We start from the raw sequence: 26,157 nt of genomic DNA on the forward strand, positions 1-26,157 counted from the left end.
TCCTTTTAGGACAGCAGGGCGGGGAGGTCGCGGACGGATTCGAGGACGTGGGTGGCGCCGGCGGCGTCGAGTTCCGGCTTCTTCGCCGATCCGGTGAGCACCCCGGCGACGATCGACGCCCCTGCGGAGAGCCCGGTCTGGACGTCGGAAGGGGTGTCACCGGCGACGGCGATCCGTCGGACGTCGGTGATTTCGAGCCGCAGCGCGGCGGTGAGGACGAGGTCGGGGAACGGGCGGCCGCGGACACCCTCGCCCGGCGCCAGCACGGTGTCGGCGAGGCCGTGCCAGCCCAGCGCGTCCAGGATCGCGTTCTGGGTGCTCGCGGCGAAACCGGTGGTGAGGGCGACCTTCACCCCTTGGGCGCGCAGCTGCTGGATCGTTTCCTCGGCACCGGGGATCGGTTCGCAGTGGCCGTCGGCGACGAGTTTTCCGTAGGCGTCCTGGAAGGCGGTGTTCGCGCGCTGGGCTCGTTCCTCGTCCCCGTCGAGCAAGGCGCGGAAGACGACGATCTTGGACTGGCCCATGGTTTCGACGACGTAGTCGACCATTCCGGCGTACCGGTTGTCCTCTTCGGACACTCCGACGGCGGCGATCGCGGCGGTGAAGGCGCGGATCACCAGGCCGTCGTCGGCGACGGTGGTGCCGGCCATGTCCAGGACGACGAGTTCGGTGTTCACCATGAAAGCTCCTCGGCGGTGTCTTCGGCGATGGCGGGGGAACAGGTCATGCCCCGGCCGCCCGGCCCGGTGACGAGCCAGGCGTTGTCCGCGACGCGGGCGCGGTGGACGATCAGGGAGGTGTCGGTGGTCTGGGCGTAGACCCCGGCCCAGCGGCGGGCGATGCGCGGGAGCGGCCGTCCGAGCAGCGCCCCGGCGACCTCGGCCAGGTGGTCGTACGGGTCTTCGGTGGTGTCGAAGGAGAACGGCTCGTCGTACTCGTGGGTGTCGCCGATGGTCAGCGAGCCGTCGAGGCGCTGGACCATGAGCAGCTGCATCTTGTTGACCGCGGCGATCTCGCCCTGCGGCTGGCCCGCGTTGAGGCCGTCGAGCGCCTCGCCGCGGTACGCCGGGTAGTAGCGGAAGCTGTCCGCGTCGGCGACCGTGGTGGTGAGGGTTTCGCCGAGCGGCTCGGTCTGGGCCATCTGCAGCCGCACCCGGCGGACCGGGGTCGGTCCGGCGAGTTCCTTGACCAGGCCGCCGGTCCAGGCACCGGTGCACAGCACGACGACGTCGCCTTCGTGGGTTTCGCCCGTGTCGTCGACGACGCCGCGATCGGTCAGGTCGCGGATCTCGCGGCCGGGCACCCAGGTGTAGCGACCCGATTTCGCCAGTTCGGCACGCAGGGCGGGCTGGGCGACGCGCGGTTCGACGGCGGCGTCGCGATCGCACCAGAGCGCGCCGAGGAAGTCGCCGCGCAGGGCCGGGTTCAGCTCACGGGTCTCGGCGGCGGTGAGCAGCTTGAAGCCGCGGTCCTCCGTGGTCGCGGCCGCGGCCTCGGCGACGGCGAGTTCGGCCTCCGTGCGGACGACGGTGAGAGAGCCGTTCGGCCGGAAGCCGATCCCCTCGACGCGTTCGCCGATGCGCTCCCACAGGACCCGTGCCCGCGCGGCCGTCTCCAGTTCGGGGCCACTGGCGCGGCCACCGACCCAGACCAGCCCGAAGTTGCGCACGGACGCGCCACGGGCCTCGGGTTCGCGTTCGATCTGGACGACGTCGTGGCCGCGTTCGACGGCCTGCCAGGCGTGCTGAGTGCCGAGCACTCCGCCGCCGATGATGAGGATTCGCACACCGCAGACGCTCGCCTGCGCGCACCAACGCTCCGTGACCGTCGCGCTAACCCCAGGTGAAGGACCTCCGAAATGTGGACCAGACCTGTTATCTTTGCGTTACATTAAGCCCCGCGTTTCGCCCTCTGCTTGCGGTCGTTGAACCTGCAACCACCGCATCCAGAGGACTAAATGCGGTAAGGGATCACTCCACCCGGCCGAGGCGGGTTTCGAAGGAGAGCCTGTCGCCCCGGAACAGCGACCGGACGCGCTCGAACGGAATCCCGTCCGGGCCCCAGGACGTCCGGTGCATCAACAGCATCGGCAGCGCCGGGTTCGTGCCGATCAGCAGCGCCTCCCGCGGCGTGGCGAGCACGGTCTCGACCCGCTCCTCCGCGCCGTCGAAGACCACGCCGAGCCTTTCCCGCAAACAGGCGTAGAGCGACTGTGTGGGATCGAACACATCCATGAGGGTCGGGAAACGCGCGGCGGTGAGATAGGTCGATTCCAGCCCGACCCGCTCGTCGTCGGCGAGCAGGACCCGCTCGATGTGGATGACGTCGTCGTCGGGATCTATTTCCAGTTCCGAAGCCAGCGACGGACCCGCGTCCCGCCGTTCCAGCGAGATCAGATTCCGGCCCGGCTGAATGCCCTGCCTCCTGAGTCCTTCGGTGTAACTCACCAAGGCGAGCGGCTGGACGAGCTTGGGGCCCGCGACGTACGTGCCGCTCCCCTGCCTCCTGCTGAGCCGCCCTTCGAGCACGAGTTCGCCGACGGCCTGGCGGACCGTCGCGCGGGAAACCTCGAATCGTTCGGACAGTTCCCTTTCGGTGGGAAGTACCGCTCCCTGCCCTAATTCGGAGATCACGTCGAGCAGATCGACTTTGACCGCGTAATAGCGTGGAATACGGCCGTGCTCGGGAATTCCGTCCCGGACCGGGCCTTCGGCGGGCGGATGAACTCTGGGCGAACGCGCTTTCACAATCCGAGATCCTAGGCCGATTCCACCGCGCCTGTACTGACCCGAACGAAGTGTTCATGCCACGCTCACACTCGTGGACGAAAAGGGCACCCTCATTCGGCGGATCGGCACCCGCGACGCGGTCTTCATCGGACTCGGCTCGATGATCGGGGCGGGCGTCTTCGTCGCGTTCGCCCCGGCCGCCCGCGCCGCGGGGGCGTGGCTCCCGGCCGGGCTCGCCGTCGCGGCCGTGATCGCCTACTGCAACGCGACGTCCTCGGCCCGGCTGGCCGCGCTGTACCCCGCTTCCGGCGGGACCTACGTCTACGGCCGCGAACGGCTCGGCGAGTTCTGGGGTCACCTGGCGGGCTGGGGGTTCGTGGTCGGGAAGACGGCCAGCTGCGCGGCGATGACCCTGACCGTCGTCACCTACGCCGCTCCCGGTCTCGGGCAGCCGTGGCGGAGCGTGTTCGCGGTGGCCGTCGTGGCGGCGCTGACCGGGCTGACCTATCGCGGTGTCCAGCGCTCGGCGTTCGCGACCAGGGTGATCGTGTCCGTCACGCTGACGATCCTGGCGCTCGCGGTGGCCGCGATGCTCCTCGGCGGCACCTCGCGGCCGACCGCGGGCACGGTGATCACCCCCGGTGTCGGCGGGGTGCTCGAGGCAGCCGGTCTGCTGTTCTTCGCGTTCGCGGGCTACGCGCGGATCGCGACGCTGGGCGAGGAGGTCCGCGATCCGGCGCGCACCATCCCCCGCGCGGTGCCGATCGCGCTCGGGCTGGCGCTGGTCGTCTACGCCGTGCTCGCCTTCGTCCTGCTGTACCAGCTCGGGCCGGAGCTGCTGGGCCGCAGCCCGGACCCGATCGCGGAGGGGGTCGAGCGGTCGTCCTGGTCGTGGCTCACTCCCGCGGTGCGGGCGGGCGCCGTGCTCGCCGCGCTGGGCTCACTGCTCGCGCTCGTGCTGGGTGTCTCACGGACCACGCTGGCCATGGCGCGCGACGGGCACCTTCCCCGCGCCCTGAGCGCGGTGCATCCTCGCTTCGGCGTGCCGCACCGGGCAGAGGTGGCCGTCGGCGTCGTCGTCGCCCTGCTCGCGAGCACTCTCGATCTCCGCGGCGCGATCGGCTTCTCGTCCTTCGCTGTGCTCGCCTATTACGCCGTGGCGAACGCCAGCGCGCTCACCCTCCCCAAAGGTCGGGTGATCCCTGCTCTCGGCCTGCTCGGGTGCGGCGTGCTCGCATTCAGCCTTCCGGCGGTTTCGGTGCTCACCGGTTGCGGAGTATTGGCGCTAGGCGCTCTGGGCTACGCCATTCGTCGGCAATTCACCGCGAACGTCCGTTAATCACCACCATCGACCGAAAGATCCGAAGAAAGTCGGTTGTCCGGGCGTATGCGCACCTGCTGTAGTCAGATAGCCGCAGTCAGTCTCCCTGCCTCCACTGTGGACAGCCGGAAGGAATGAACCCTTGGACATCAAGCGTCGGTTCAGCCTGCTCAAAAAGACCCTGATCGCCGTCGCGGCGGCCGGAACCCTGGCGGCCCTCGCCACGGCCCCGCCCGCCGCCGCCGCGCAGCCGCCGTCCACCGACGTGGTCGGTGGAACTCGCGCCGCTCAGGGCGAATTCCCTTGGATGGTCAGGCTTTCCATGGGCTGCGGTGGTGCGCTCTACACCTCGCAGATCGTGCTGACGGCCGCGCACTGTGTGTCGCGCACCGGGGCCAACACGAGCATCACCGCCACCCTCGGCGTGGTGGACCTGCAGAGCGGCTCGGCCAAGAAGGTCAAGTCGACCTACGTGCACCGGTCGCCGACCTACCCCACCGCCACCGGCGGTGACTGGGCCCTGATCAAGCTCGCGAGCCCGGTCACCGGGATCGCGACGCTGCCGATCGCCACCACGGCGGCCTACAACAGCGGCACGTTCACCGTCGCGGGCTGGGGCGCCGCGTCCGAAGGCGGGGCGCAGCAGCGCTACCTGCTCAAGGCCAGCGTCCCGTTCGTCTCCGACGCGACCTGCAAGGCGCAGGGCGGCAGCTACGCCGACCTGATCGACAACGCCGAGATCTGCGCGGGCAACGTCAACTCCGGCGGTGTCGACACCTGCCAGGGTGACTCGGGCGGCCCGATGTTCCGTCGCGACAGCGCCAACGCCTGGATCCAGGTCGGCATCGTCAGCTGGGGCGAAGGCTGCGCGCGGGCGCACGCTCCCGGCGTCTACGCCGAGGTGAGCACCTTCGCGACCGCGATCAAGAACGCGGCCGCCGGGTTGTAGTTTTCGTCGCACGGCATGCGCTGAAGGTCCCCTTCACCACAACGACGTGGTGAAGGGGACCTTCTTCTTTCGCATCGCACGCTGGGAAAGTCCCCTTCGGCTCACCTGCGAGCGTGCTGGAAGGTGTCGCGAAAGCCACTTTAGCAACGTTCAAGGTTGCGAAAGTGGCTTTCACATCACCTCTCAGGCGACACGACCCGGCAGAGCAGAGGTGAAAGGGACTTTCACCCGCCCGGCCCGCGTCAGCGGGTCTTGTCCAAACGCGACAGTGCCTCTTCGTATCCCGAGACGAGTTCCGCGATCACGTCGGCGACCGGACGCACCCGGTCCATCCGCCCGACGATCTGCCCCACCGGCATCGAGACGACACTCGGGTCCGCCGCGTGGTGGATCCGGTTGTGCGCGTGGGAAACCAGCAGGTTCTGCAGCGGCATCGGCAGCGGTTCGGGCGCGTCGGGCGCGGCCCACGCCTCGGTCCACCGCGTTTTGAGCAGCCGCGCCGGTTTGCCGGTGTAGATCCGGGTACGGACGGTGTCGGACGAGCCCGCCGCGACCAGCGCGCGTTGCATCGCCTCGGATTCCCCCATGGTCTGGAGGTATTCCTCGGTGGCGAGCCAGAAAGAGCCCATCCACACCCCGGACGCGCCCAGCGCGAGCGCCGCCGCGACCTGCCTTCCCGAGCCGATCCCGCCGGCGGCGAGCACCGGAACACGGTCGCCGACGGCGTCGGCCACCTCGGGCAGCAGGACCATCGACGCGATCTCGCCGGTGTGCCCGCCCGCCTCATACCCTTGCGCCACAACGATGTCGACGCCGTTGTCGACATGCCGGACGGCGTGCTCGGCCTTGCCTGCCAGTGCCGCGACCGGCACGCCTTTCGCGTGACACTGTTCGATGACGTCCACCGGCGGTGACCCCAGGGCGTTGGCGATCAACCGGATGGGGTGCTTCAGCGCGACCTCGACATGCGACCGGGCCACCGAATGCAGCCAGCCCAGCACGCCCGCGCGCTCGTCGGTGTCATCCGGCAGCGGCGGCACCGCGAGATCGCGCAGCGTCCGCTCCACGAAGTCGCGATGCCCCTGCGGGATGTACTTCGCGAGATCGATCGACGTCCCTTCGGCCGGGATCTTCGCGGGCATCACGATGTCGACGCCGTACGGTTTGCCGTCGGTGTTCTCGTCCATCCAGGACAGGACGGAGTCGAGTTCGGCGGCGTCGTTGAACCGCACGCAACCGAGCACGCCCATTCCGCCCGCCCGGCTGATCGCCGCGGCGACGTGTTCGGACGGGGTGAACCCGACGATCGGCAGGTCGATCCCGAGCCGGTCACACAGAGACGTCCGCATGAAACTCCTTTTACGCCGGTTGGATGGTGACGGGCTCGTGCTCGGCGGCGTAGCGCTGTGCCCAGGGATAGTCCGGTTTCCCGCTGGGCGACCGGCCGATCTCCTCGGCGAGCCAGAGGCTGCGCGGCACCTTGTACCCGGCGATCTCGGTCCGCACATGCGCTTCGAGCGCGGTGAAGTCCAGTTCCTTGCCTGCCCTCGGCTGGATCACCGCGGCCACGCGCTGGCCGAGCCGGTCGTCGGGGATGCCGATGACGAGCGCGTCGAAGACGTCCGGATGCGATTTCAGCGCGCCCTCGACTTCTTCCGGGTACACCTTTTCGCCGCCGGTGTTCACACACTGCGATCCCCGGCCGAGCAGCGTCACCGTGAGGTCTTCTTCGTAGCGCGCGTAGTCGCCGGGGACGACGTACCGCTTGCCGTCGATCTCGACGAAGATCTTCTCGGTCTTCGCGGGATCCTTGTAGTACCCGAGCGGGACGTGCCCGCGTCGCGCGATCAGCCCGATCGCGCCCGGTTTCGGCTCGACGAGCGCGCCGTCGTCGTCCACCAGGATCGCGTCCTTGCCGAAGTTGACCCGCGGCCCGGCCGAATGATCGCTGTCCTTGCTGACCATGCCGATGCCGGTGAACCCGCTTTCGGACGATCCGATCGCGTCGGTGATCACCACGTGCGGGAGCAGCGCCAGGAATTCCTGCTTCACCGACTGGGAGAACAGGGCGGCGTGACTCGACACCGCGACGATCGACGACGCGTCGTAGTCGCCCTCGCGGTAGGCGTCGATCAGCGGCCGCGCCATCGCGTCGCCGACGATGGTGAGCACCTGGACCTTGTTGTCCTGTACGGCTTTCCAGACCTCGTGCGCGTCGAACCGCGGCACGAACACCACCGGGCTGCCGGTGAACAGCGCGCCGAACGCGGCCCACTGCGCGGCGCCGTGGATCAGCGGCGCGGCGGGGAGCCGGACCAGGCTGCCGGACTTGCCCTGTTCGGCGAGCGCCCATTCGTCCGGGACGTACTCGCCGGTGACGAAGTTGATGCCGCCGCCGAGCGCGCGCCAGATGTCCTCGTGGCGCCACAGGACGCCCTTGGGGTACCCGGTGGTCCCGCCGGTGTAGAGGATGTAGAGATCGTCGGCGCTGCGCTCGGCGAAGTCACGCTCGGGCGAGCCTTCGGCGAGCGCGGCTTCGTAGTCCACGCCGCCATAAGACGAGTAGTCGCCGTCGCTTCCGTCTTCGACAACGACAACGTGTTTCAGTTTCGGCGCCTCCGGGAGGACGGCGGCCACCTTGTCCGCATACGCGCGTTCGTGGACCAGCGCCACGAGGTCGGCGTTGTCGAACAGGTACCGCAGTTCGCCGTGGACGTACCGGTAGTTGACGTTGACCGCGATCGCGCGCAGCTTGTACGCGGCGATCATCGATTCCAGGGCCTCGATCGAGTTCCGGGAATAGACACCGATGTGGGAGCCAGGTCCCACGCCGTGTGCGGAGAGGTGGTGCGCCAGCCGGTTGGCGCGCTCTTCCAGTTCGGCGAAGGTGACCCGCCGATCGCCGCAGACGACCGCGATGCGCTCCGGCACGGCGTCGACGGCGTGCTCGAGTAGATCCGCGATGTTGAGTGCCACGCCCCCAAATTAGAACATGTTATCGTTCCGGGCAATGGCCGCTCTTTCGACGGAGGCTCTGGTGGGCGAACCGCACGCGCTGGTGGAAAAGATCGAACACACCCTCGTGGTCACGATGAACCGGCCCGAGGCCCGCAACGCGCTCAGCGGCGAGATGCTCGGGATCATGGTCGAGGCGTGGAACCGGGTCGACGAGGACGACGACATCCGGTGCTGCGTGCTCACCGGCGCGGGCGGCGCGTTCTGCGCGGGCGCGGACCTGAAGTCGATGTCGAAGAACTCACCGTCCGACTCGTTCGAGAAGGGCACGTTCGATCCGAGCAAGATCGAGGGCCTGCTGAAGGGGCGGCGGCTGACGAAGCCGTTGATCGCGGCCGTCGAAGGCCCGGCGATCGCGGGCGGGACGGAGATCCTGCAAGGCACGGACATCCGCGTCGCGGGCGAGAGCGCGAAGTTCGGGGTGTCCGAGGCCCGGTGGAGCCTCTTCCCGATGGGCGGTTCGGCCGTGCGGCTCCCCCGCCAGATCCCGTACACCGTCGCCGCCGACCTGCTGCTGACCGGACGGCACATCAAGGCGGCCGAGGCGCTGGAGATCGGCCTGATCGGGCACGTCGTCCCGGACGGGACGGCGCTGGACAAGGCGCTGGAACTGGCAGGCCTGATCGCCGCGAACGGGCCCCTCGCCGTCCGCGCGATCCTCAAGACGATGCGCGACACCGAAAGCATGCACGAGGAAGAAGCCTTCAAGCTCGATGCCCAGTACGGCATCGAGGTCTTCGCGAGCGAAGACGCGAAGGAGGGCCCTCGCGCCTTCGCCGAGAAGCGCAAGCCCGTCTTCCGGGGCCACTGACCCCGAACTCGCGTGCTTGAGGCCGTGACTCGCGTGCTTGAACCCGGAACTCACGTGTTCCGGGTTCAAGCACGCGAGTCACGGGTCTGATCACGCGAATTCCGGGTTACGGGACGCGGTGGCCCTCCCAGTAGGGGTCGCGGAGCTTGCGCTTGTAGAGCTTCCCGTTCGGGTCGCGCGGGAGTTCGGGCAAGTAGTCGACGGAACGCGGGAGCTTGAACTTCGCCAGCCTGGACGCCGCGTACTCGAGGATCTCCGCGGTCAGCTCGTCGGAGGGCTCGACCCCGTCCGCGGGCTGGACCACGGCCTTGATCGCCTCGCCCCAGTCCTCGTGGGGGACGCCGAACACCGCGATGTCGGCGATCTTCGGGTGCATCACCAGCTCACCCTCGATCTCCGCCGGGTAGACGTTGACCCCGCCCGAGATGATCAGATCCGCCTTGCGGTCGTGCAGGAAGAGGTAGCCGTCCTCGTCGAGATGCCCGACGTCGCCGAGGGTGAACAGGTCCCCGACCCGCGCTTTGTCCGTCTTGACCCGGTCCTTGTGGTACTCGAACTTCGAGTCGCCCATCTTCATGTACACCGTGCCGGTCTCGCCTGCGGGCAGTTCCGCGCCCTCGTCGTCGAGGATCTTGATCGTCGAACCCGGCCACGGCAGCCCCACCGAACCCGGTTTCTTCAGCCAGTCCTCCCCCGAGATCGCCGTGCCGCCGCCTTCGGTGGCCGCGTAGTACTCGGTGACGACCGGGCCCCACCAGTCCAGCATCCGGCGTTTGACCTCCAGCGGGCACGGCGCGGCGCCGTGGATCATCACGCGCAGGGAGCTCATGTCGTAGGCCGCGCGGACGTCGTCCGGCAGCCCGAGCAGCCGCCGGAACTGCGTCGGGACCATGTGGCTGTGCGTGACGCGGTGCCGGTCGATCAGCCTCAGCATGTCCTCGGCGTCCCAGCGGTCCATCAGCACCGCCGTATGCCCCAGTTGCAGGGAAATCGCGACGAAGTTGAGCACGGCCGTGTGATAGAGCGGCGACCCGCACAGGTGCACGTGATCGTCGTGCGGCGCCAGCCCGAAGACGCCGAAGAACCACGTGGACGCGGCCGGAACCGCGTCGGGGTCGGCGCCGGTCAGCGGACGGCGGACGCCCTTGGGCCGCCCCGTGGTCCCCGAGGTGTAGAGCATCGGCGAGCCCGCCGTGCGCCCCTCCGGACGGCCGTCGCCCTCACCGGAACCGAGTTCCTCGATCCGGCGGAACCCCTCGACGTCACCGACGGCGAACCGCCCGCGTTCGGGGATCCCGGCCTCGTCGGCGGCGGCGATCGCGACGTCGGCGAACCGTTCGTGCGCGAGGAACGCCTTGGCGCCGCTGTCGGACAGGATGTAGGCGACCTCCGGTCCGACCAGGTGCCAGTTGACGACGACGATGTACAGACCGGTCTGGATGGCGGCGAAGTAGGCCGCCACGAGTTCGTCGCCGTTGGGCTGCAGGACGACGACCACGTCCCCGGCCTCCAGCCCGAGGGCCCGCAGTCCTCGGGCGTACGCGTTCGCTTTCGCGGCGAGGTCCCCGTAGCCGATCGAGCGGCCGTCCGGATCGACGAGCGCGACCCGCTCCGGTTCCTGCGCGGCGATGTTCCAGACCCCAAGGGTCCCGGTGGCAGTCGACATACCCGCGAATCTAGAACGCGTTCCACTCAAGGGCAACCACCAGGCGGGCCCAGATGACCGATCTTGCCGTCAAATCGAGAACGTGTTTCACTCAAGCGGTGAGCGCACCTGAACTCCCGCTGTCGGCCCCGCTCAACGTGGGCTTCGACTACACGCGTTCGGTCGGCCCGGTACTCGGCCGGTTCGTCAACGCCCTGCGCGAGCGCCGTGTCGAAGGCGTCCGGGGCAGCGACGGCCGCGTCCACGTGCCACCGCTGGAATACGATCCCGTGACCGCCGAGGCGCTGTCGGAATTCGTCCCGGTGGCCTCCGAGGGCGAGATCGTCTCCTGGTCCTGGATCGCCGAACCGGTCGACGGCCAGCCGTTGTCGCGGCCGTTCACGTGGGCGCTGGTCAAACTCGACGGCGCCGACACCTCGATCCTGCACGCCGTCGACGCCGGCGACCCTTCGAAGGTCCACACCGGACAGCGCGTGCGCATCCGGTGGGCGGAGGAGACCGTCGGTCACATCCGGGACATCGCCTACTTCGTCCCCGCCGACGGCCCCGACACCGAACCCACCGAGGCGCCTCCCCCGATCGCGAAACGCGAGGAGGACGCGCCCGTCAGCGTGGTGATCACGCCGATCCACCTGCGCTACGAGCATTCCGCGTCACCGGAGGAAAGCCGGTACCTGCGCGGGCTCGCCGAGGGGAAGCTGATCGGCCAGCGCTGCCCGTCGTGCGAGAAGGTCTACATCCCGCCGCGCGGCGCCTGCCCGACCGACGGCGTGCCGACCACCGACGAGGTCGAGCTGCCCGACACCGGCATCGTCACCACGTTCTGCATCGTGAACGTGCCGTTCCTCGGCCAGAAGATCAAACCGCCGTACGTGGCCGCGTACATCCTGCTCGACGGCGCGGACATCGCGTTCCTGCACCTCGTCCTCGGCTGCGACGCCGCCGACGTCCGGATGGGCATGCGCGTGCGCGCCGCCTGGAGGCCGCGGGACGAATGGTGGACGTCGCTGGAGAACATCGGCCATTTCGAACCGACCGGCGAGCCCGACGCGCCGTACGAATCCTTCGCCCACCATCTGTGAGGACACCGTGCCAGATGTAGCAGTCGTGGGCTTCGCGCAGGCCCCCAACGTCCGCAGTACTCCGGGCACCACCAACGGCGTGGAAATGCTGGTGCCGATCTTCGCCGAGGTCTTCGAGCGAACCGGTCTGTCCAAAGAGGACATCGGGTTCTGGTGCTCGGGTTCCTCGGACTACCTCGCCGGCCGCGCGTTCTCGTTCATCGCCGCGGTCGACGCCATCGGCGCCTTCCCGCCGATCCACGAGTCGCACGTCGAGATGGACGCCGCCTGGGCGCTCTACGAGGCCTGGCTCAAGATACGGATGGGCGAGGTCGAGACCGCGCTCGTCTACGGCTTCGGCAAGTCCTCCGCCGGGCAGCTGCGGCGCGTGCTGGCCCTGCAGATGGACCCGTACGTCGTCGCGCCGCTGTGGCCGGATTCGGTGAGCGTCGCCGGGATCCAGGCGAGGCTGGGGCTCGAAGCGGGGCTGTGGTCGGAAAAGGACCTCGCCGAGGTCGCCGCGCGCAGCCGTGCCGACGCCGCCGGGAATCCCGCCGCCCAGTTCTCCGGAACGGTCGAGGTCGCCGAGCTCCTCGACGCGCCGTACTTCGCGGATCCCTTGCGGGCCCACGACATCGCGCCCGTCACCGACGGCGCCGCCGTCCTCGTGCTCGCCTCGGCCGAGCGGGCGGCGGACCTCGTCGACAGTCCCGCCGTGATCACCGGGATCGAGCACCGGGTCGACTCCCCCGCGCTCGGCGTGCGGGATCTCACCCGGTCACCGTCCACGGTGGCCGCCGGCCGCGCACTGGACCTCGACGGCGTCGAGGTCGCCGAACTGCACGCCCCGTTCACACATCAGGAACTGATCCTGCGCGACGCGCTGGGCCTCGGCGACCAGGTGCGGATCAACCCCTCCGGCGGGGTCCTGACCGGCAATCCGATGTTCTCGGCGGGGCTGGCGCGGATCGGCGAGGCGGCGAACCGCATCCTCGACGGCAGCGCGCGCAAGACCCTCGCCCACGCGACCAGCGGCCCCGTCCTCCAGCAGAACCTGGTCGCGACCTTGGAGGTCCTCTCGTGAAGCACCTCGCGGCCGTACTGGGAACCGGCCAGACCCACCACAAGGCCAAACGCACCGACGTGTCCATGCCGGGCCTGCTCCGGGAGGCCATCGACCGGGCGATGCTCGACGCGCAGACCGGCTGGGACGACATCGACGCCGTCGTCCTCGGCAAGGCGCCGGACCTGTTCGAGGGCGTGATGATGCCCGAACTGTTCCTCGCCGACTCGCTCGGCGCGAACGGGAAACCGTTGCTGCGCGTGCACACCGCGGGTTCGGTCGGCGGATCGACGGCGCTCGTGGCGGCTTCGCTGGTCCAGTCCGGGGTGCACAAACGCGTCCTCACGGTGGCCTTCGAGAAGCAGTCCGAGTCGAACGCGATGTGGGGCCTGTCGATCCTGCCGCCGTTCCAGATGCCGGTGGGCGCGGGCGCGGGTGGCTATTTCGCGCCGCACGTGCGCTCCTACATCCGGCGGTCCGGCGCGCCCGATCACATCGGCGCGATCGTCGCGGCCAAGGACCGGCGCAACGGCGCCCTCAACCCGTACGCGCATCTGCGGCAGTCCGACATCACGGTGGAGTCGGTGCAGGCGTCGCAGATGCTGTGGGACCCGATCCGCTACGACGAAACGTGCCCTTCCTCGGACGGCGCGTGCGCGATGGTGATCGGCGACGAGGCGGCGGGCGACGCCGTCGACGGTGGCGCGGCGTGGATCCACGCGACCGCGATGCGCACCGAGCCGACCACGTTCGCCGGCCGCGACCAGGTCAACCCGCAGGCGGGACGCGACGCGGCCGCCGCGTTGTGGCGCGACGCGGGCATCACCGACCCACTGTCCGAAGTGGACGCAGCCGAGATCTACGTGCCGTTCTCGTGGTTCGAGCCGATGTGGCTGGAGAACCTGGGCTTCACCGACGAGGGCCAGGGCTGGAAACTCACCGAGGCGGGTGAGACCGCGCTCGGCGGACGGCTTCCGGTCAACCCGTCGGGCGGCGTGCTGTCGTCGAACCCGATCGGCGCGTCCGGGATGCTCCGGTTCTCCGAAGCGGCCAAGCAGGTGATGGGCCGGGCCGGGGACTACCAGGTCGACGGCGCGCGGATCGCGCTCGGGCACGCCTACGGCGGCGGTTCGCAGTTCTTCTCGATGTGGGTGGTGGGTTCGGCCAAGCCGAGCTAGGGACGGCGGCGGGGCCGGAGGCGTTGCGCGGCCAGCGTCGCGACCACTCCGGTCACCGCGCCGACCAGCACCGGCTTGAGACCGTGCCGGTCGGGCTGCTCCACGACCGGCCGGACCACCACGGGAGGCGGCGGCTTGACCGGATCCGGCGGGGCGTCGCGCGCCGTCGCCGTCCATGCCGTGACGAACACCAGCATCCGCGCCACCAGTGAGATGAAGAAGATCAGGCCGATGATGGAACCGAACGCGACCCCGGTCGGCGAGTTCCCGATCAACCGCAGGTAGATCCCACCGGCCTGCTTCAGCAGTTCGAAACCCACGGCGAGCGCGACCGCGCCGCGCATCGCGCTGCGGACCCCGACCGGTTTCCGCGGCAGCCGGGTGAGCACCCAGAGGAACACGAGCCAGTTCGCCAGCAGGGCCAGCGGGATCGAGATCGCCGACAGCACGTTGTGCCCCCAGGCGGTGTCGTCCACCCCCGCCAGGCCCAGCAGATAGCGGCCGAGCGCGGACCCGGAGATGGTGATCGCGAAGGAGACCAGCAGCGCGCTCGCGAGGCCGAGCAGCGCGAGCAGGTCCGCGGCGATCGTGCGCAGCAACGGGAGATCCGACCGGTTCTGGCCCCACAGCGCGGTGAGCGCGTCCCGCAACGCGTTCATCCAGTTCCAGCCGGAATACAACCCGATGATCAGACCGATGAGCCCGACGCTGGTGCGCTGCTCGACGAATCCGGTGAGCAGGTCACCCGCTTTGTCGCCAAGGCCGCCGGGCAGCGTGCCGGTGATCGCGTTCAGCATCGATTCGATCAGCTGCGGCTGGCTCGCCAGCACGAAGCCCGCCACCGACACCGCGACCATGAGAATGGGCACCAAGGAGAACAGGCTGAAGTAGGTGATCGACGCGACGTAGTGGTACCCGCCGTACTCGATATAGCGGTTCACCGCCCGCGCCACGTGGTCCAGCCAGCGGTAGCGGGCGCGCAGCCGCTTCCATTTCGTCGGTGCTTCCTTCTCCCTCACACGCCAATGTCTACCTCAGGCAGGTCACGGCTCGGGGGCAACACGCGATCACGCGAGCGCGATCAGCTCCGATCCGTCGTCCTCCGGCAGCGACGGGCCCGCCGTCGCCAGCACGGTGTTGCCGAGAAAGTCCAGTTCACAGCCGAGGGTGGAGAGGAACGCGGTGTCGGCGGCGTCCCGCCCGGTCGCGATCCGGCACAGGCTCTGCCTCGGCGCGAGACCAGTCGCGTCGAACACGTACCAGCGGCCGTCGATCGCGGCCTCGAACACGGCGTGGAAGTCCATTGGGGACAGTCCGGGCGCGTAGACCGCGGCGAACCGGGCGGGGATGTCGATCACCCGGCACAGCGCGATGCAGACGTGCGCGTAATCGCGGCAAACCCCTTCCCCGGCGAGGTAGGTGTCCACGGCGTCGTCGGCCGGGGAACCGGCACCGACCACATAGGACAGGTGCTCGCGCACATGCCGGACGATCGCCTCGACCTGGCTGCGCGCACCGGGCAGGTGACCGAATCGCGACAGCGCGAGCCCGCCCATCCGGTCCGAGGGGCAGTACCGGCTGGGCCGGGTGTAGCGGATCAGATCGTCGAGGGTGACCGGCTCGCCTTCGACGGGCCCGAGCGCGCGCTCGGCCCGGTACCGCACGACGTGCTCGCCTTCCGGAAGGTCGAGGACCTGGGCGCGGGTCCGGTGTTCGAACGCCACCTGGCGCGGCGGCGCGGGATAGGCGAACTCCTCCTGGCCGGCCCCGCCTGCGAACGCGACCACGAACGCGGCGGGGCCGGGTTTCGTGACCCGGAAGGACATTTCGACGTCGACCTGCACGTGGGGACCCATGGCCCCATGGTGCCCCACGCTGTTCGTGATCAATCAGCCGTAGTTGACCTGGTAGTGCTTGATCCCGTTGAGCCAGCTCGACCGGAGCCGGTCCGGCGCGGAGACCTCGCTGATGTTCGGCATGACGTCGGCGATGGCGTTGAAGATCAGGTCGATCTCCAGCCGCGCGAGGTTGGCGCCGATGCAGTAGTGCGAGCCCGTGCCGCCGAAGCCGACGTGCGGGTTGTCCTCGCGGAGGATGTCGAACTTCTCCGGCTGGTCGAAGTGATCCGGGTCGAAGTTCGCGGAGCTGTAGAACATCCCGACCCGGTCGCCCTTGCGGATCTGCTGCCCGCCGAGTTCGGTGTCCCTGGTCGCGGTGCGCTGGAAGGCGACCACCGGGGTGGCCCAGCGGACGATCTCGTCCGGCGCGGTCTTCGGCCGCTCCTTCTTGTACAGCTCCCACTGGTCGGGGTGGTCCAGGAAGGCCTTCATGCCGTGGGTGATCGCGTTGCGCGTCGTCTCGTTGCCCGCGACGGCGAGCAGGATGACGAAGAACCCGAACTCGTCGGACGCCAGCGATTCGCCGTCGACGTCGGCCTGCACCAGCTTCGTGACGATGTCGTCCATCGGGCACTTGCGCCGTTCTTCGGCCATGTTCCAGGCGTAGCCGACGATCTCCGCGGACGCGGCGAGCGGCTCGACCTCGTACTCGGGGTCGTCGTAGGAGACCATCTGGTTGGACCAGTCGAAGATCTTCAGCCGGTCTTCCTGCGGGATGCCGAGCAGTTCGGCGATGGCCTGCAAGGGAAGTTCGCACGCGACGTCGACAACGAAGTCGCCGGAGCCCTTTTTCTTGGCCTCGCTGACGATCCGCTCCGCGCGGTCGCGCAGGGTGTCTTCGAGCTTCGCGATCGACCTCGGCGTGAAGCCCTTCGAAACGATCCGCCGCAGCTTCGTGTGCTGCGGGGCGTCCATGTTGAGCAGGACCAGCCGGTTGGCTTCGAGGCTGTCGTCGGTCATGTGCTCGTCGAACCGGATGATCGCGGTCTTCTCCCGCGAGGAGAACAGCTCGCTGTCCCTCGACACCGCCTTGACATCCTCGAGCCGGCTGACCACCCAGTAACCGTCATCGCGGAAGCCCGCGGTGTTGTGCGGCTGCGGGTTCCACCAGACCGGTGCCGTACGGCGGAGTTCCGCGAACTCCGCCAGAGGCAGTCTGGTGGCGTAAAGATCCGGATCGGTGAAATCGAAACCGGCGGGGATCAGGGGAGCGGCCACGGGCTACCTCCTACGCGGTTCGCCAATGAAACACGTTCTAGGCCAGATTGAAGCATATGGCGTCCGTCACGTGAAGAGTTTTAGTGAAACCTGTTAACTGAACCGAGTCGGATCAGGGAATCCCAGCAAGAAGCGGCAACCGCGACCAGTGATCAAAATGAGGTCGCTCCTGGGGCTACTTGCCCAAATCAAGAACGTGTTCTACTTTTTCAGGCAGTGAACAGTGTTTCCCAGGAGGCGAACGTGGGTAGTCCGGTGATCGTCGAGGCGGTCCGCACCCCTGTCGGCAAGCGCAAGGGCCACTTGGCAGGCCTGCACGCCGCCGAGATCCTCGGCGCGGCGCAGCGCGCCCTGCTCGAACGCGCGGGGCTGGCTCCCGCGCTGGTCGAACAGGCGATCGGCGGCGCCGTGACCCAGGCTGGTGAGCAGGCGGGCAACGTCACGCGGACGGCGTGGCTGCACGCCGGGCTCCCCGAGACCACGGGCGCGACCACAATCGACGCCCAATGCGGCTCCGCGCAGCAGGCGACGCACCTGATCGCCGGGCTCATCGCGGCAGGCGCGATCGACGCGGGCATCTCCTGCGGCGTCGAGGCGATGAGCCGGGTCCCGCTCGGCGCGAACCGCGGTGAGAGCATCGGCACGCCACGGCCGGAATCGTGGTCGATCGACATGCCGAACCAGTACGGCGCGGCCGAACGGATCGCCGAACGCCGCGGGATCACCCGCGACGACGTCGACCGGTTCGGGACGGCGTCGCAGGCCAAGGCCGCCGCCGCGTGGGCGGCGGGGCACTTCGACCGCGAGGTCGTCGCGGTGAAGGCTCCCGTCCTCGGCGAGGACGGCAAGCCGACCGGCGAGACGCGACTGGTGACCCGCGACCAGGGCCTGCGCGAGACGACCGTCGAAGGCCTCGCCAAGCTCAAGCCCGTCCTCGAAGGCGGCGTGCACACCGCGGGGACGTCCTCGCAGATCTCCGACGGCGCGGCCGCGCTCCTCCTGATGGACTCGGACCGGGCCAAGGCACTGGGCCTCAAGCCGCGGGCGCGGATCGTCTCGCAGGCCTTGGTCGGCGCGGAGCCGTACTACCACCTCGACGGCCCCGTGCAGGCGACCGAACGTGTCCTGGCCAAGGCGGGCATGACGATCGGCGACCTCGACCTGTTCGAAGTCAACGAGGCGTTCGCTTCGGTCGTGCTGTCGTGGCAACGGGTGCACCGGCCCGACGAGGACAAGGTCAACGTGAACGGTGGCGCGATCGCGCTCGGGCATCCCGTCGGCAGCACCGGCGCCCGCCTGCTGACCACGGCGCTGCACGAACTGGAACGCCGCGACGCGAGCACCGCGCTGGTGACGATGTGCGCCGGCGGCGCGCTTTCCACCGGCACCATCATCGAACGGATCGCTTGAGGGGCCGGGTAACCGAGAGGTGGCGTGGGTGGGTCGGGTGGCTGAGGTGTTGTGAAAGCCACTTTCGGGACGTCTGACGTCTCGAAAGTGGCTTTCGCGACATGGGCACGAGGTGGCCGTTGGGACGACCACCTGTACCGACGCGGACCCGGTGTCATGAAAGCCACTTTCGCAACCTTCAGCGTTGCGAAAGTGGCTTTCACAACGCTTCCCGACAGGGCCACCCGCCCGGCAGTGGGTAGCGATCACCCGAACAGTCCTCGCCGGCAGCCCGGCCAGACACCTTCGGCTCAAGAACCCGAATCGCCACTCACCCACCCAAGGCGACCTCGACCACCGGACCGTTGTCCGGTCTCGCGAGCCGTTTGCTCCCCTGCCCCTCCTTCCAGAAGTCGAAATAGATCGTGTTGCCCTCGACCCAGGTCAGCACCACCTCGGTGAGGTCGAGCCGGAAGACGTGAGCCTCCCCGTCGTCGCCCTGCAGGCGGGCGATCTCCGCCGGATCTGTGATCTCGACGGCCTTTCCCGACACCTTCGCGTCCGCGCCGCCCTCGTCGATCGCCGAGGCGGCGTGGATCGCGAATCTGCCGTCACGTTGCAGGTCTTTCGCCTTCATCGCGTTGATCATCGAACCGATCAGCAGGTCCTGTTCACGGAAATCGACCTCACTGCCACTGACACGGGGCGAGCCGTCCCGCCGGACCGTCGCCAGCACATGCGACTTCGCCGCGGTGAACCGCTCCTTGATCTTCCCCGCCAGCGCGGGTGCCTCTTCACTGAACTGCCGCCACGTCGCCATGGAGACAGCGTCCCACCGGGGTCCGACAGTTTGGAGGGGTCAGGGCTGTCAGGGGCGTGGTGCACCCATCGGATTCGGCAGCGGGATCGCCCCGGCGTCGAAGATCCGGCGGCTCACCGAGACGGCGATCCGCCGGATCTCGGCGACGCCGTCCTCGCCGAGTGCTTCGAGGGGGCCGGTGGCGAGACGATCGGTGTCGTCCTCGATCCGTTGGCGCAGAACGATTCCCGCGTCGGTGAGGGTCAGGTCGCCGTCGAGGATGCCCCGTTCGGTCAGCCGTGCGACGCTCTCGTCCCAGTCATCGTCGGACCAGCCGCGGTTGATCTGGACGACCTCGCGCGTCACCGCCCCGCTGCCGATGTGGGTCAGCGTCGTGTCGAGCCCGCGCAGCCCGGCGGCGACGGCGGAGAGGACGTGCCCGTCCCCGCGATGCTCGCGCAGCACCGTCGCCGCGAGCCAGATCCGGCCGATCGGCGAGGCGGGCCGGGTGACCGTGGACCAGGCGGCGGCGAGGGGCCTGGCCGCGTGATCGCAACCGGTGACGGCCTGTTCGAGCAGGTCGGCCAGCTCGCCGAAAGGTGCTTCCTCGGGCAGGATCCGCTTCAGAGCCGCCTCGACGGCCTCCATCCGGCTCTGGAGCACGACGGCGGGCTGGGCGTATTTCCACGCATCGGGCAGGGATCGCGCGACCATCCGCGGGGCGAATCCGAAGAGCATCGCGGTCACCGGTGGTTCCGGCAGCGGCCCGAGCGGCGCGACCCGTCCGGCGAAATACCCCATCCACCAGCTCGGCAGGCCCACCGCCTTCGCCGCGGCCGCCGTTTCCGGCGCGAAGTAGACGACGGCGTGCAGTGGCTCGACCGCCTCCCAGAGGCGGCGCTGAAGTGACGTCACGTCCCCCATCCTGGTCTCGCCGAAAACCGGATGCGACTCCGCGCCGGGTGGTGTGTGATCACGGGCATGGCGATCATCGTGGAGAAGCCGGGAATCGATGGGCTGCGCGAGGCTGTGGCCGCGCTGCGGGACTGGCAGTCCGACGGAGTGGCGTGGCAACTGCATCCCGGTGACCTCGGCTGGTTCTGGCGCAAGGGAGCGGAGGAGACGGCCGCGGCCGTCCGGATCTGGCGCCGGGACGGCCGGATCCTCGCCGTCGGGTTCCTGGACGGAGCCGACCTCCTGCGGTTCACGACCGCGCCGGACGTCCGCCGGGACGAGGAACTGGCGCGGCGAGTGGCCGAAGACGTGGCCACGCCGGACCGCGGTGTCCTGCCCGAGGGGAGTGTCTCCGTCGAGGCTCCGATGGACGCGCTGCTCCGAGACGTGCTGCCTGGACATGGCTGGCGTATCGACGACGAGGAGCCGTGGACGCCGTTGAGCCTCGACCTCGCCGAGCCGGTGAAGGCCCCGGACCTGCGGATCGAGGCGGTCGGCGCAGATCTGGCGGCCGTGTGGGCCGAAGTCATCGGGGCGTCGTTCACCGGCTCGACGTTCACCGCCGAGAAGTGGCGGACGATGGCGACCGGGGCGGCTTACGCCGATGCCCGGTGCCTGCTCGGCTATGACGACCGAGGTGCCGCCGTCGCGGCGGTGGCCGTGTGGTCGGCCGGTCCCGGCAAGCCGGGGTTGCTCGAACCGATGGGCGTGCACCGGGACCAGCGTGGCCACGGCTACGGCCGGGCGATCACCGTCGCCGCGGAGGCCGCGCTCCAGGAGCTCGGCTCGTCGAGCGCGATCGTGAACACGCCCAGCTCCAACGTCGCCGCTGTGACGACCTACAAGTCGGGCGGGTTCCAGCCGTGGGCCGAGATCCTGGACCTGACGCGGGACGCCTGAGCCCTCGAGGCTAGTCGTAAAACCTAAGCCCCGTAAACACTTTCAGGTACCGGGGCCTCCGCCAGCAAGTCGGCCACCACCGGGCCGAGTTCGGCGGGGGCCCACCGGGAACCTTTGTCCCGCACCGCGCCGTGCCGCCAGCCCTGCGCGATCGACACGCGCCCGCCGTCGACCTCGAACACCCGCCCGGTCACCCCGGACGACTCCTCGCTGCCGAGCCACACCACCAGCGGCGACACGTTTTCCGGGGCCATGGCGTCGAAACCGGCCTCCGGGGCGGCCATGTCGTCGGCGAACGCCTCTTCGGTCATCCGGGTGCGGGCGGCCGGGGCGATCGCGTTCACGGTGACGCCGTAGCGCGCGAATTCGGTCGCCGCGACCAGCGTGAGCCCGAGGATCCCGGACTTCGCGGCCGCGTAGTTCCCCTGCCCGACGCTGCCGAGCAGGCCAGCGCCGGAGCTCGTGTTGATCACCCGTGCGGCCCGCTTCCGGCCCGCCTTCGCCTCGGTTCGCCAGTATTCGGCGGCGTGCCGTGTCGGCGCGAAGTGTCCCTTCAGGTGGACGCGGATGACGGCGTCCCATTCGTCCTCGCCGAGGTTGACCAGCATCCGGTCGCGCAGGAATCCGGCGTTGTTCACCAGGACGTCCAGCCCGCCGAAGGTTTCGACGGCGGTCCGCACCAGCGCCGCGGCGCCGTCCCAGGACGCGATGTCGTCGGTGTTCGCCACCGCCTTGCCGCCGAGCGCCTCGATCTCGTCGACGACGTCCTGCGCCGGGCCCGCCGATCCGCCGCTGCCGTCGATCCCGGCGCCGAGGTCGTTCACCACCACCCGCGCGCCCTCGGCCGCGAACGCGAGCGCGTGCGCCCGCCCGATGCCTCGACCGGCACCGGTCACCACCACGATCCGGCCGTCGGCGATCCCGCTCACACCGGCTCCTTTCGTTCTTTTGGCTGGGAATTGGAGGCGGCGAGGAAAGCAGGCAGCTCTCCCCCGCCGTGCACGGTCAGGCAGGCACCACTGACATAGGAGGCCAGAGGAGACGCCAGGAACACCGCGCAGGAGCCGATCTCGTCCGGTTCGGCCAACCGTCCTAACGGGACTGTCGCGCCCACGGCCGCGATCCCCGCCTCGTCGCCGTAGTGCAGATGCGAGTGTTCGGTCCGCACCATGCCGACATCGAGCGCGTTGACCCGCACCTTCGGCGCCCACTCGACGGCGAGCGTCGCGGTCAGGTTGTCCAGGCCCGCTTTCGCCGCGCCGTAGGACGCCGTCCCCGGCGACGGTCTCGTCGCGCTGACACTGCTGATGTTCACGATGACCCCGCCACCGTCCTGACGCTGCATGAGCGCGTTCGCCGCGCGGGCGACGGTCAGCGGGGCCAGCAGGTTCAGCGCGACGATCTTTTCGTGGAACCGCGGCGACGCGTCCGCCACCTCGGCGTACGGCGCGCCGCCCGCGTTGTTCACCACGACGTCGAGCCTGCCGTGCCGCCGGACGATCTCCTCGAAGAGCGCGTCGACCTCTCCGGCGTCGCGGACGTCGCAGGAGATGAACGTCGACGCCCTGCCTTCGGCGCACACGGGACGCTCGGGTTCGGTGCGGGCGCAGGTGACGACTTCGGCGCCGGCGCGCAGAAACGCCCTGGTGACACCGGCCCCGACGCCGCGTACCCCACCGGTCACCAGCACCACGGCACCGTCGAGCCGGAGTTCGAGTGTCATGCCGGTCCTCCTTCACGGTCGCTGTACCCGAGCCGGACGTCCTGCTAACGTACCAAGCAAGTGCTAGGTTTGGTAGCTGTGGAGGGTGCCCGATGACCGTTTCCACCCACTCACCGGAGCCCGGCATCGCCGTGGTCACGGTCGACGCGCCCCCGGTGAACGCGCTGAGCGTGAAGGGATGGTTCGCCCTCGCGTCCGCCGTCACCGACGCCGGGCGGGATCCCGCGACGCATGTCGTGGTGCTGCGCGCGGAGGGCCGGGGGTTCAACGCCGGGGTCGACATCAAGGAGATCCAGCGCGATCCGGGGTACGGCGCGCTGATCGGCGCGAACGAGGGCTGCGCGGCGGCGTTCTCCGCCGTTTACGACTGCGCGGTCCCGGTGATCGCCGCGGTGCAGGGCTTCTGCCTCGGTGGTGGGGTCGGCCTGGTCGGCAACGCGGACGTCGTGGTCGCCAGCGAGGACGCGACCTTCGGGCTGCCCGAGGTCGATCGCGGCGCACTGGGCGCGGCGACCCATCTCGCGCGGCTGGTCCCCCAGCATCTGATGCGGGCCCTGTACTACACGGCTTCGACGATCACCGCGGCTCAGCTGCACCACCACGGTTCGGTCTACGCCGTGGTCCCGCGGGACGAACTCGACGAGACCGCGCTCGGCGTCGCCCGGCAGATCGCGGCCAAGGACACCCGCGTGATCCGCGCCGCGAAACAGGCCATCAACGGCATCGACGTCCAGCCCGTGCACCGCAGCTACCGCTTCGAACAGGGATTCACCTTCGAACTCAACCTGGCGGGCGTCTCGGACGGCGCGCGCCAGGAGTTCCTGGACGGTAAGGGGAAGTGATGGCCGACAAGCGGATGACGCCGGACGAGATAGTCGGCGAACTCAGGGACGGCATGACCATCGGGATCGGCGGCTGGGGCTCCCGGCGCAAGCCCATGGCGCTGGTGCGCGCGATCCTGCGCTCGCCGGTCAAGGATCTCACCGTGGTCTCCTACGGCGGTCCGGACGTCGGGCTGCTGGCGTCGGCGGGCAAGATCAAGCACCTCGTCTTCGGCTTCGTCACCCTGGACACGATCCCGTTCGACCCGTGGTTCTCCCGTGCGCGGGAATCCGGGTCGATCACCGTCACGGAGTACGACGAAGGCGTTTTCGGGACCGGCCTTTCCGCCGCCGCGCAACGACTTCCGTTCCTGCCGACGCGCGCGGGCCTCGGCTCGGGCGTCATGGACCTGAACTCGTCGCTGCGGATCGTCCGATCGCCGTATGACGACGCCGAGGAGTTGCTGGCGGTGCCCGCGCTCAAGCTCGACGCGGCCTTCGTCCACCTCAACCGCGCCGACGCGCGGGGCAACGCGCAGTACCTCGGCCCGGATCCGTACTTCGACGAACTGTTCGCGCTCGCCGCCGACAAGTGTTACGTGTCAACGGAAAAGATCGTGGAGACGGCGGAACTCGCCGAAGCGGGGCCGGTGCAGAGCCTGCTGCTGAGCCGGATGCTCGTCACCGGGGTCGCCGAAACGCCGAACGGCGCGCATTTCACCACCGCCGTCCCGGACTACGGGCGCGACGAACGTTTTCAGCGGCACTACGCCGAGTCCGCCAAGGATCTCGACGCGTGGCCTGGATTCGTCGACAGGTTCCTGTCCGGGGACGAAGCGCAGTACCAGAAGGCCGTCGCCGAATTCGGGGAGTCAGCGTGAGTGACATCAGTCGTGCCGAAGTGGCGGTCGTCGCCTGCGCCGAGTTGTTCCGCGGTGACGGCGAGATCGTGGTCAGCCCCATGGGTTTCATCCCGTCGCTGGGCGCCCGGCTCGCCAGGCTGACCTTCGAACCGGACCTCGTGCTGTCCGACGGCGAGGCGTACCTGATGACCTCCGACGCCGTCATCGAAGGCTGGCAGCCGTTCCGCAAGGTCCTCGACACCGTGGTGCCGCGCGGGAAACGCCACGTGGTGATGGGCGCCAACCAGATCGACGGTGAGGGCAACCAGAACATCTCGGCGATCGGCGGGCATTCCCGCCCCAAGAAACAACTTCTCGGAGTGCGCGGCGGGCCGGGCAACACGGCCAACCACCGCACGAGCTACTGGGTGCCGCGGCACGGCAAGCGGGTCTTCGTCGAGCAGGTCGACATCGTGTCCGGCGTCGGCTACGCCAGGGCGCGCGAGGCCGGCCTGCGGCATCACGACGTCCACCGTGTCGTCACCAACCTCGGTGTCCTGGACTTCGGCGGCGAAGACCACGCGCCGCGGCTGCTTTCCGTGCATCCGGGGGTTTCCGTGGACGAGGTCGTCGAGGCGACGTCGTTCCCGCTGATCACCGACGGCGTCACGGAATCCCGGCTGCCGACCGAATCCGAACTACTCCTGATCCGGACCAGCCTGGATCCAAAGTCCTTGCGGGACAAGGAAGTCCCGTCGTGAGGACCGCGCTGACCGAACTGGCGGGCATCCGGTATCCGGTCGTGCAGACCGGCATGGGCTGGGTCGCCGGGCCGCGGCTGGTGTCGGCGACGGCGGAAGCGGGCGGTCTCGGCATCCTCGCGTCCGCGACGATGACCTACGACGAGCTGGCGGCGGCGATCAAGGAGGTCAAGAGCCGCACGTCGCGGCCGTTCGGGGTCAATCTCCGCGCGGACGCCGAAGACGCCGCGCGCCGGGTCGAGCTGCTCATCGCCGAGGAAGTCAAGGTCGCTTCCTTCGCGCTCGCGCCGAAGAAGGACATGATCGCGCGGCTGAAGGACAACGGCGTCCTCGTCGTCCCCTCGGTCGGCGCGGCCAGGCACGCGGAGAAGGTCGCGGGCTGGGGTGCCGACGCCGTCATCGTGCAGGGCGGCGAGGGCGGCGGGCACACCGGCGGGGTCGCGACGACACTGCTGCTGCCGTCGGTGCTGGACGCCGTCGACATCCCGGTGGTCGCGGCGGGCGGCTTCTTCGACGGCCGGGGGCTGGCCGCCGCGCTCGCCTACGGGGCGGCCGGTGTCGCGATGGGCACCCGATTCCTCCTGACGAAGGAAAGCACCGTCCCCGAGGAGATCAAGCAGGCCTACCTCGCCCGCGACCTCAACGGCACCGTCGTCACCCGCAAGGTGGACGGGATGCCGCATCGCGTCCTGCGGACGGAGCTCGTCGACGCGCTCGAGTCCGCCGGTCCGGTGAGCGGGCTCGCCAGGTCGGTCCGCAACGCCGCGAAGTTCCGGAAGCTGAGCGGACTGTCGTGGCGCTCGCTGGCCACCGAGGGGCTGCGGATGCGACGGAGCGGCGACCGGACGTGGTCGCAGGTGCTGATGGCCGCCAACACGCCGATGCTGCTGCGCGCCGGGCTGGTCGAGGGCGATCGGAGCGCCGGGGTGCTGGCGTCCGGGCAGGTCGTCGGCCTGCTGGACGACCTGCCCGCGGTCGGCGAGCTGATCGAGACGATCGTGGCCGACGCCACCGGGATCCTGCGGCGGCTGGCCTCCGAGTGAGGGACCGGGCGAGCTG

At 69.4% G+C, this 26,157-nt stretch carries 25 protein-coding genes; 12 read left to right on the plus strand and 13 right to left on the minus strand.

The annotated features are described in order from the left end of the window. Window positions 1–5: 5 nt before the first annotated feature. The 3 genes from AMYAL_RS0142630 to AMYAL_RS0142640 all read right to left on the minus strand — a co-directional run bounded on the left by AMYAL_RS0142630 (window position 6) and on the right by AMYAL_RS0142640 (window position 2,747). Complete coding sequence (locus AMYAL_RS0142630; protein ID WP_020637431.1) at window positions 6–680, minus strand: phosphonatase-like hydrolase; 675 nt, start codon at window positions 678–680, stop codon at window positions 6–8. Further along, on the minus strand, window positions 674–1,786 hold the full coding sequence (locus AMYAL_RS0142635) for a TIGR03364 family FAD-dependent oxidoreductase (RefSeq protein ID WP_020637432.1): 1,113 nt from the start codon (window positions 1,784–1,786) through the stop codon (window positions 674–676). The genes AMYAL_RS0142630 and AMYAL_RS0142635 overlap by 7 nt, the downstream gene beginning before the upstream one ends. Before the next feature lie 184 nt (window positions 1,787–1,970). Next, the gene (locus AMYAL_RS0142640) at window positions 1,971–2,747 is read right to left on the minus strand and encodes a GntR family transcriptional regulator (protein ID WP_020637433.1); all 777 of its coding nucleotides are present in this window, start codon (window positions 2,745–2,747) and stop codon (window positions 1,971–1,973) included. Window positions 2,748–2,820: 73 nt separating this feature from the next. On the opposite strand from AMYAL_RS0142640, the gene AMYAL_RS0142645 reads away from it, so the two are divergent. Further along, window positions 2,821–4,068: an APC family permease gene (locus AMYAL_RS0142645; RefSeq protein WP_020637434.1), complete on the plus strand. Its 1,248-nt coding sequence runs from the start codon at window positions 2,821–2,823 to the stop codon at window positions 4,066–4,068. Between the two features lie 124 nt (window positions 4,069–4,192). Then, on the plus strand, window positions 4,193–4,999 hold the full coding sequence (locus tag AMYAL_RS0142650; RefSeq protein ID WP_020637435.1) for a S1 family peptidase: 807 nt from the start codon (window positions 4,193–4,195) through the stop codon (window positions 4,997–4,999). Window positions 5,000–5,241: 242 nt separating this feature from the next. Here the strand turns inward: AMYAL_RS0142650 and AMYAL_RS0142655 are convergent, their stop codons facing one another. Both AMYAL_RS0142655 and AMYAL_RS0142660 read right to left on the minus strand, forming a co-directional pair. After that, window positions 5,242–6,348: an NAD(P)H-dependent flavin oxidoreductase gene (locus AMYAL_RS0142655; RefSeq protein WP_020637436.1), complete on the minus strand. Its 1,107-nt coding sequence runs from the start codon at window positions 6,346–6,348 to the stop codon at window positions 5,242–5,244. A 10-nt stretch (window positions 6,349–6,358) separates the two neighbouring features. Further along, window positions 6,359–7,975: an acyl-CoA synthetase gene (locus AMYAL_RS0142660; protein WP_020637437.1), complete on the minus strand. Its 1,617-nt coding sequence runs from the start codon at window positions 7,973–7,975 to the stop codon at window positions 6,359–6,361. Between the two features lie 61 nt (window positions 7,976–8,036). Between AMYAL_RS0142660 and AMYAL_RS0142665 the strand changes: the two genes are divergently transcribed. Further along, on the plus strand, window positions 8,037–8,825 hold the full coding sequence (locus tag AMYAL_RS0142665) for a crotonase/enoyl-CoA hydratase family protein (protein WP_020637438.1): 789 nt from the start codon (window positions 8,037–8,039) through the stop codon (window positions 8,823–8,825). A gap of 106 nt (window positions 8,826–8,931) precedes the next feature. On the opposite strand, the gene AMYAL_RS0142670 is transcribed toward AMYAL_RS0142665, so the two are convergent. Further along, a complete protein-coding gene (locus tag AMYAL_RS0142670; RefSeq protein ID WP_020637439.1) occupies window positions 8,932–10,491 on the minus strand; it encodes an acyl-CoA synthetase in 1,560 nt (519 codons plus the stop codon). A gap of 53 nt (window positions 10,492–10,544) precedes the next feature. Between AMYAL_RS0142670 and AMYAL_RS0142675 the strand changes: the two genes are divergently transcribed. Genes AMYAL_RS0142675 through AMYAL_RS0142685 form a run of 3 tightly spaced genes read left to right on the plus strand, consistent with a single transcriptional unit; the run spans window position 10,545 to window position 13,793 of the window. After that, entirely contained in the window at window positions 10,545–11,573 is a 1,029-nt protein-coding gene (locus AMYAL_RS0142675; protein WP_051137614.1) for a Zn-ribbon domain-containing OB-fold protein, read from the plus strand. Between the two features lie 7 nt (window positions 11,574–11,580). Then, a complete protein-coding gene (locus AMYAL_RS0142680) occupies window positions 11,581–12,636 on the plus strand; it encodes a thiolase domain-containing protein (protein WP_026467917.1) in 1,056 nt (351 codons plus the stop codon). After that, window positions 12,633–13,793 (plus strand): thiolase domain-containing protein, encoded by a 1,161-nt coding sequence (locus AMYAL_RS0142685; RefSeq protein ID WP_020637442.1) that lies wholly within the window; start codon window positions 12,633–12,635, stop codon window positions 13,791–13,793. Before AMYAL_RS0142680 ends, AMYAL_RS0142685 begins: the two co-directional genes overlap by 4 nt. Here AMYAL_RS0142685 and AMYAL_RS0142690 read toward each other — a convergent pair. From AMYAL_RS0142690 to AMYAL_RS0142700, 3 genes are read right to left on the minus strand one after another with little or no spacing between them, the layout of a single operon-like run. After that, the gene (locus AMYAL_RS0142690; protein ID WP_020637443.1) at window positions 13,790–14,812 is read right to left on the minus strand and encodes a YhjD/YihY/BrkB family envelope integrity protein; all 1,023 of its coding nucleotides are present in this window, start codon (window positions 14,810–14,812) and stop codon (window positions 13,790–13,792) included. The genes AMYAL_RS0142685 and AMYAL_RS0142690 overlap by 4 nt on opposite strands. Window positions 14,813–14,860: 48 nt before the next feature. Further along, the gene (locus AMYAL_RS0142695) at window positions 14,861–15,649 is read right to left on the minus strand and encodes a transglutaminase-like domain-containing protein (RefSeq protein WP_020637444.1); all 789 of its coding nucleotides are present in this window, start codon (window positions 15,647–15,649) and stop codon (window positions 14,861–14,863) included. Between the two features lie 33 nt (window positions 15,650–15,682). Continuing rightward, complete coding sequence (locus AMYAL_RS0142700) at window positions 15,683–16,909, minus strand: cytochrome P450 (protein WP_020637445.1); 1,227 nt, start codon at window positions 16,907–16,909, stop codon at window positions 15,683–15,685. 243 nt (window positions 16,910–17,152) lie between these two features. On the opposite strand from AMYAL_RS0142700, the gene AMYAL_RS0142705 reads away from it, so the two are divergent. Next, window positions 17,153–18,319, plus strand: a complete 1,167-nt coding sequence (locus AMYAL_RS0142705; RefSeq protein WP_026467918.1) for a steroid 3-ketoacyl-CoA thiolase — start codon at window positions 17,153–17,155, stop codon at window positions 18,317–18,319. A gap of 310 nt (window positions 18,320–18,629) precedes the next feature. On the opposite strand, the gene AMYAL_RS0142710 is transcribed toward AMYAL_RS0142705, so the two are convergent. Both AMYAL_RS0142710 and AMYAL_RS0142715 read right to left on the minus strand, forming a co-directional pair. Continuing rightward, the gene (locus tag AMYAL_RS0142710) at window positions 18,630–19,118 is read right to left on the minus strand and encodes a pyridoxamine 5'-phosphate oxidase family protein (RefSeq protein WP_020637447.1); all 489 of its coding nucleotides are present in this window, start codon (window positions 19,116–19,118) and stop codon (window positions 18,630–18,632) included. A 48-nt stretch (window positions 19,119–19,166) separates the two neighbouring features. Beyond that, entirely contained in the window at window positions 19,167–20,021 is an 855-nt protein-coding gene (locus tag AMYAL_RS0142715) for an SCO6745 family protein (protein WP_020637448.1), read from the minus strand. 57 nt (window positions 20,022–20,078) lie between these two features. Between AMYAL_RS0142715 and AMYAL_RS0142720 the strand changes: the two genes are divergently transcribed. Next, window positions 20,079–20,951, plus strand: coding sequence for a GNAT family N-acetyltransferase (locus tag AMYAL_RS0142720; RefSeq protein WP_026467920.1), 873 nt, complete (start codon window positions 20,079–20,081; stop codon window positions 20,949–20,951). 23 nt (window positions 20,952–20,974) lie between these two features. Here AMYAL_RS0142720 and AMYAL_RS0142725 read toward each other — a convergent pair whose 3' ends face one another. Next, the gene (locus AMYAL_RS0142725) at window positions 20,975–21,880 is read right to left on the minus strand and encodes an SDR family oxidoreductase (protein WP_020637450.1); all 906 of its coding nucleotides are present in this window, start codon (window positions 21,878–21,880) and stop codon (window positions 20,975–20,977) included. Beyond that, the gene (locus AMYAL_RS0142730) at window positions 21,877–22,674 is read right to left on the minus strand and encodes an SDR family oxidoreductase (RefSeq protein ID WP_020637451.1); all 798 of its coding nucleotides are present in this window, start codon (window positions 22,672–22,674) and stop codon (window positions 21,877–21,879) included. The genes AMYAL_RS0142725 and AMYAL_RS0142730 overlap by 4 nt, the downstream gene beginning before the upstream one ends. Before the next feature lie 92 nt (window positions 22,675–22,766). Here AMYAL_RS0142730 and AMYAL_RS0142735 point away from each other — a divergent pair, with 92 nt between their 5' ends. The 4 genes from AMYAL_RS0142735 to AMYAL_RS0142750 are packed head-to-tail and all read left to right on the plus strand — an operon-like array spanning window position 22,767 to window position 26,141. Then, window positions 22,767–23,516, plus strand: a complete 750-nt coding sequence (locus AMYAL_RS0142735; RefSeq protein ID WP_020637452.1) for an enoyl-CoA hydratase family protein — start codon at window positions 22,767–22,769, stop codon at window positions 23,514–23,516. After that, a complete protein-coding gene (locus AMYAL_RS0142740) occupies window positions 23,516–24,376 on the plus strand; it encodes a CoA transferase subunit A (protein WP_020637453.1) in 861 nt (286 codons plus the stop codon). The genes AMYAL_RS0142735 and AMYAL_RS0142740 overlap by 1 nt, the downstream gene beginning before the upstream one ends. Then, window positions 24,373–25,098, plus strand: coding sequence for a CoA-transferase subunit beta (locus tag AMYAL_RS0142745; protein WP_020637454.1), 726 nt, complete (start codon window positions 24,373–24,375; stop codon window positions 25,096–25,098). Before AMYAL_RS0142740 ends, AMYAL_RS0142745 begins: the two co-directional genes overlap by 4 nt. Further along, entirely contained in the window at window positions 25,095–26,141 is a 1,047-nt protein-coding gene (locus tag AMYAL_RS0142750; protein WP_020637455.1) for an NAD(P)H-dependent flavin oxidoreductase, read from the plus strand. Before AMYAL_RS0142745 ends, AMYAL_RS0142750 begins: the two co-directional genes overlap by 4 nt. Window positions 26,142–26,157: the final 16 nt, after the last annotated feature.

This window comes from Amycolatopsis alba DSM 44262 (genome assembly GCF_000384215.1).
Lineage (GTDB): Bacteria > Actinomycetota > Actinomycetes > Mycobacteriales > Pseudonocardiaceae > Amycolatopsis > Amycolatopsis alba.

Coding starts and splice junctions, on each gene's coding strand:
- AMYAL_RS0142630 (WP_020637431.1), bottom strand. CDS start 680: ATGGTGAACACCGAACTCGTCGTCCTGGACATGGCCGGCACCACCGTC.
- AMYAL_RS0142655 (WP_020637436.1), bottom strand. CDS start 6,348: ATGCGGACGTCTCTGTGTGACCGGCTCGGGATCGACCTGCCGATCGTC.
- AMYAL_RS0142670 (WP_020637439.1), bottom strand. CDS start 10,491: ATGTCGACTGCCACCGGGACCCTTGGGGTCTGGAACATCGCCGCGCAG.
- AMYAL_RS0142675 (WP_051137614.1), top strand. CDS start 10,545: ATGACCGATCTTGCCGTCAAATCGAGAACGTGTTTCACTCAAGCGGTG.
- AMYAL_RS0142695 (WP_020637444.1), bottom strand. CDS start 15,649: ATGGGTCCCCACGTGCAGGTCGACGTCGAAATGTCCTTCCGGGTCACG.
- AMYAL_RS0142710 (WP_020637447.1), bottom strand. CDS start 19,118: ATGGCGACGTGGCGGCAGTTCAGTGAAGAGGCACCCGCGCTGGCGGGG.
- AMYAL_RS0142715 (WP_020637448.1), bottom strand. CDS start 20,021: ATGGGGGACGTGACGTCACTTCAGCGCCGCCTCTGGGAGGCGGTCGAG.
- AMYAL_RS0142720 (WP_026467920.1), top strand. CDS start 20,079: ATGGCGATCATCGTGGAGAAGCCGGGAATCGATGGGCTGCGCGAGGCT.
- AMYAL_RS0142730 (WP_020637451.1), bottom strand. CDS start 22,674: ATGACACTCGAACTCCGGCTCGACGGTGCCGTGGTGCTGGTGACCGGT.
- AMYAL_RS0142735 (WP_020637452.1), top strand. CDS start 22,767: ATGACCGTTTCCACCCACTCACCGGAGCCCGGCATCGCCGTGGTCACG.
- AMYAL_RS0142740 (WP_020637453.1), top strand. CDS start 23,516: ATGGCCGACAAGCGGATGACGCCGGACGAGATAGTCGGCGAACTCAGG.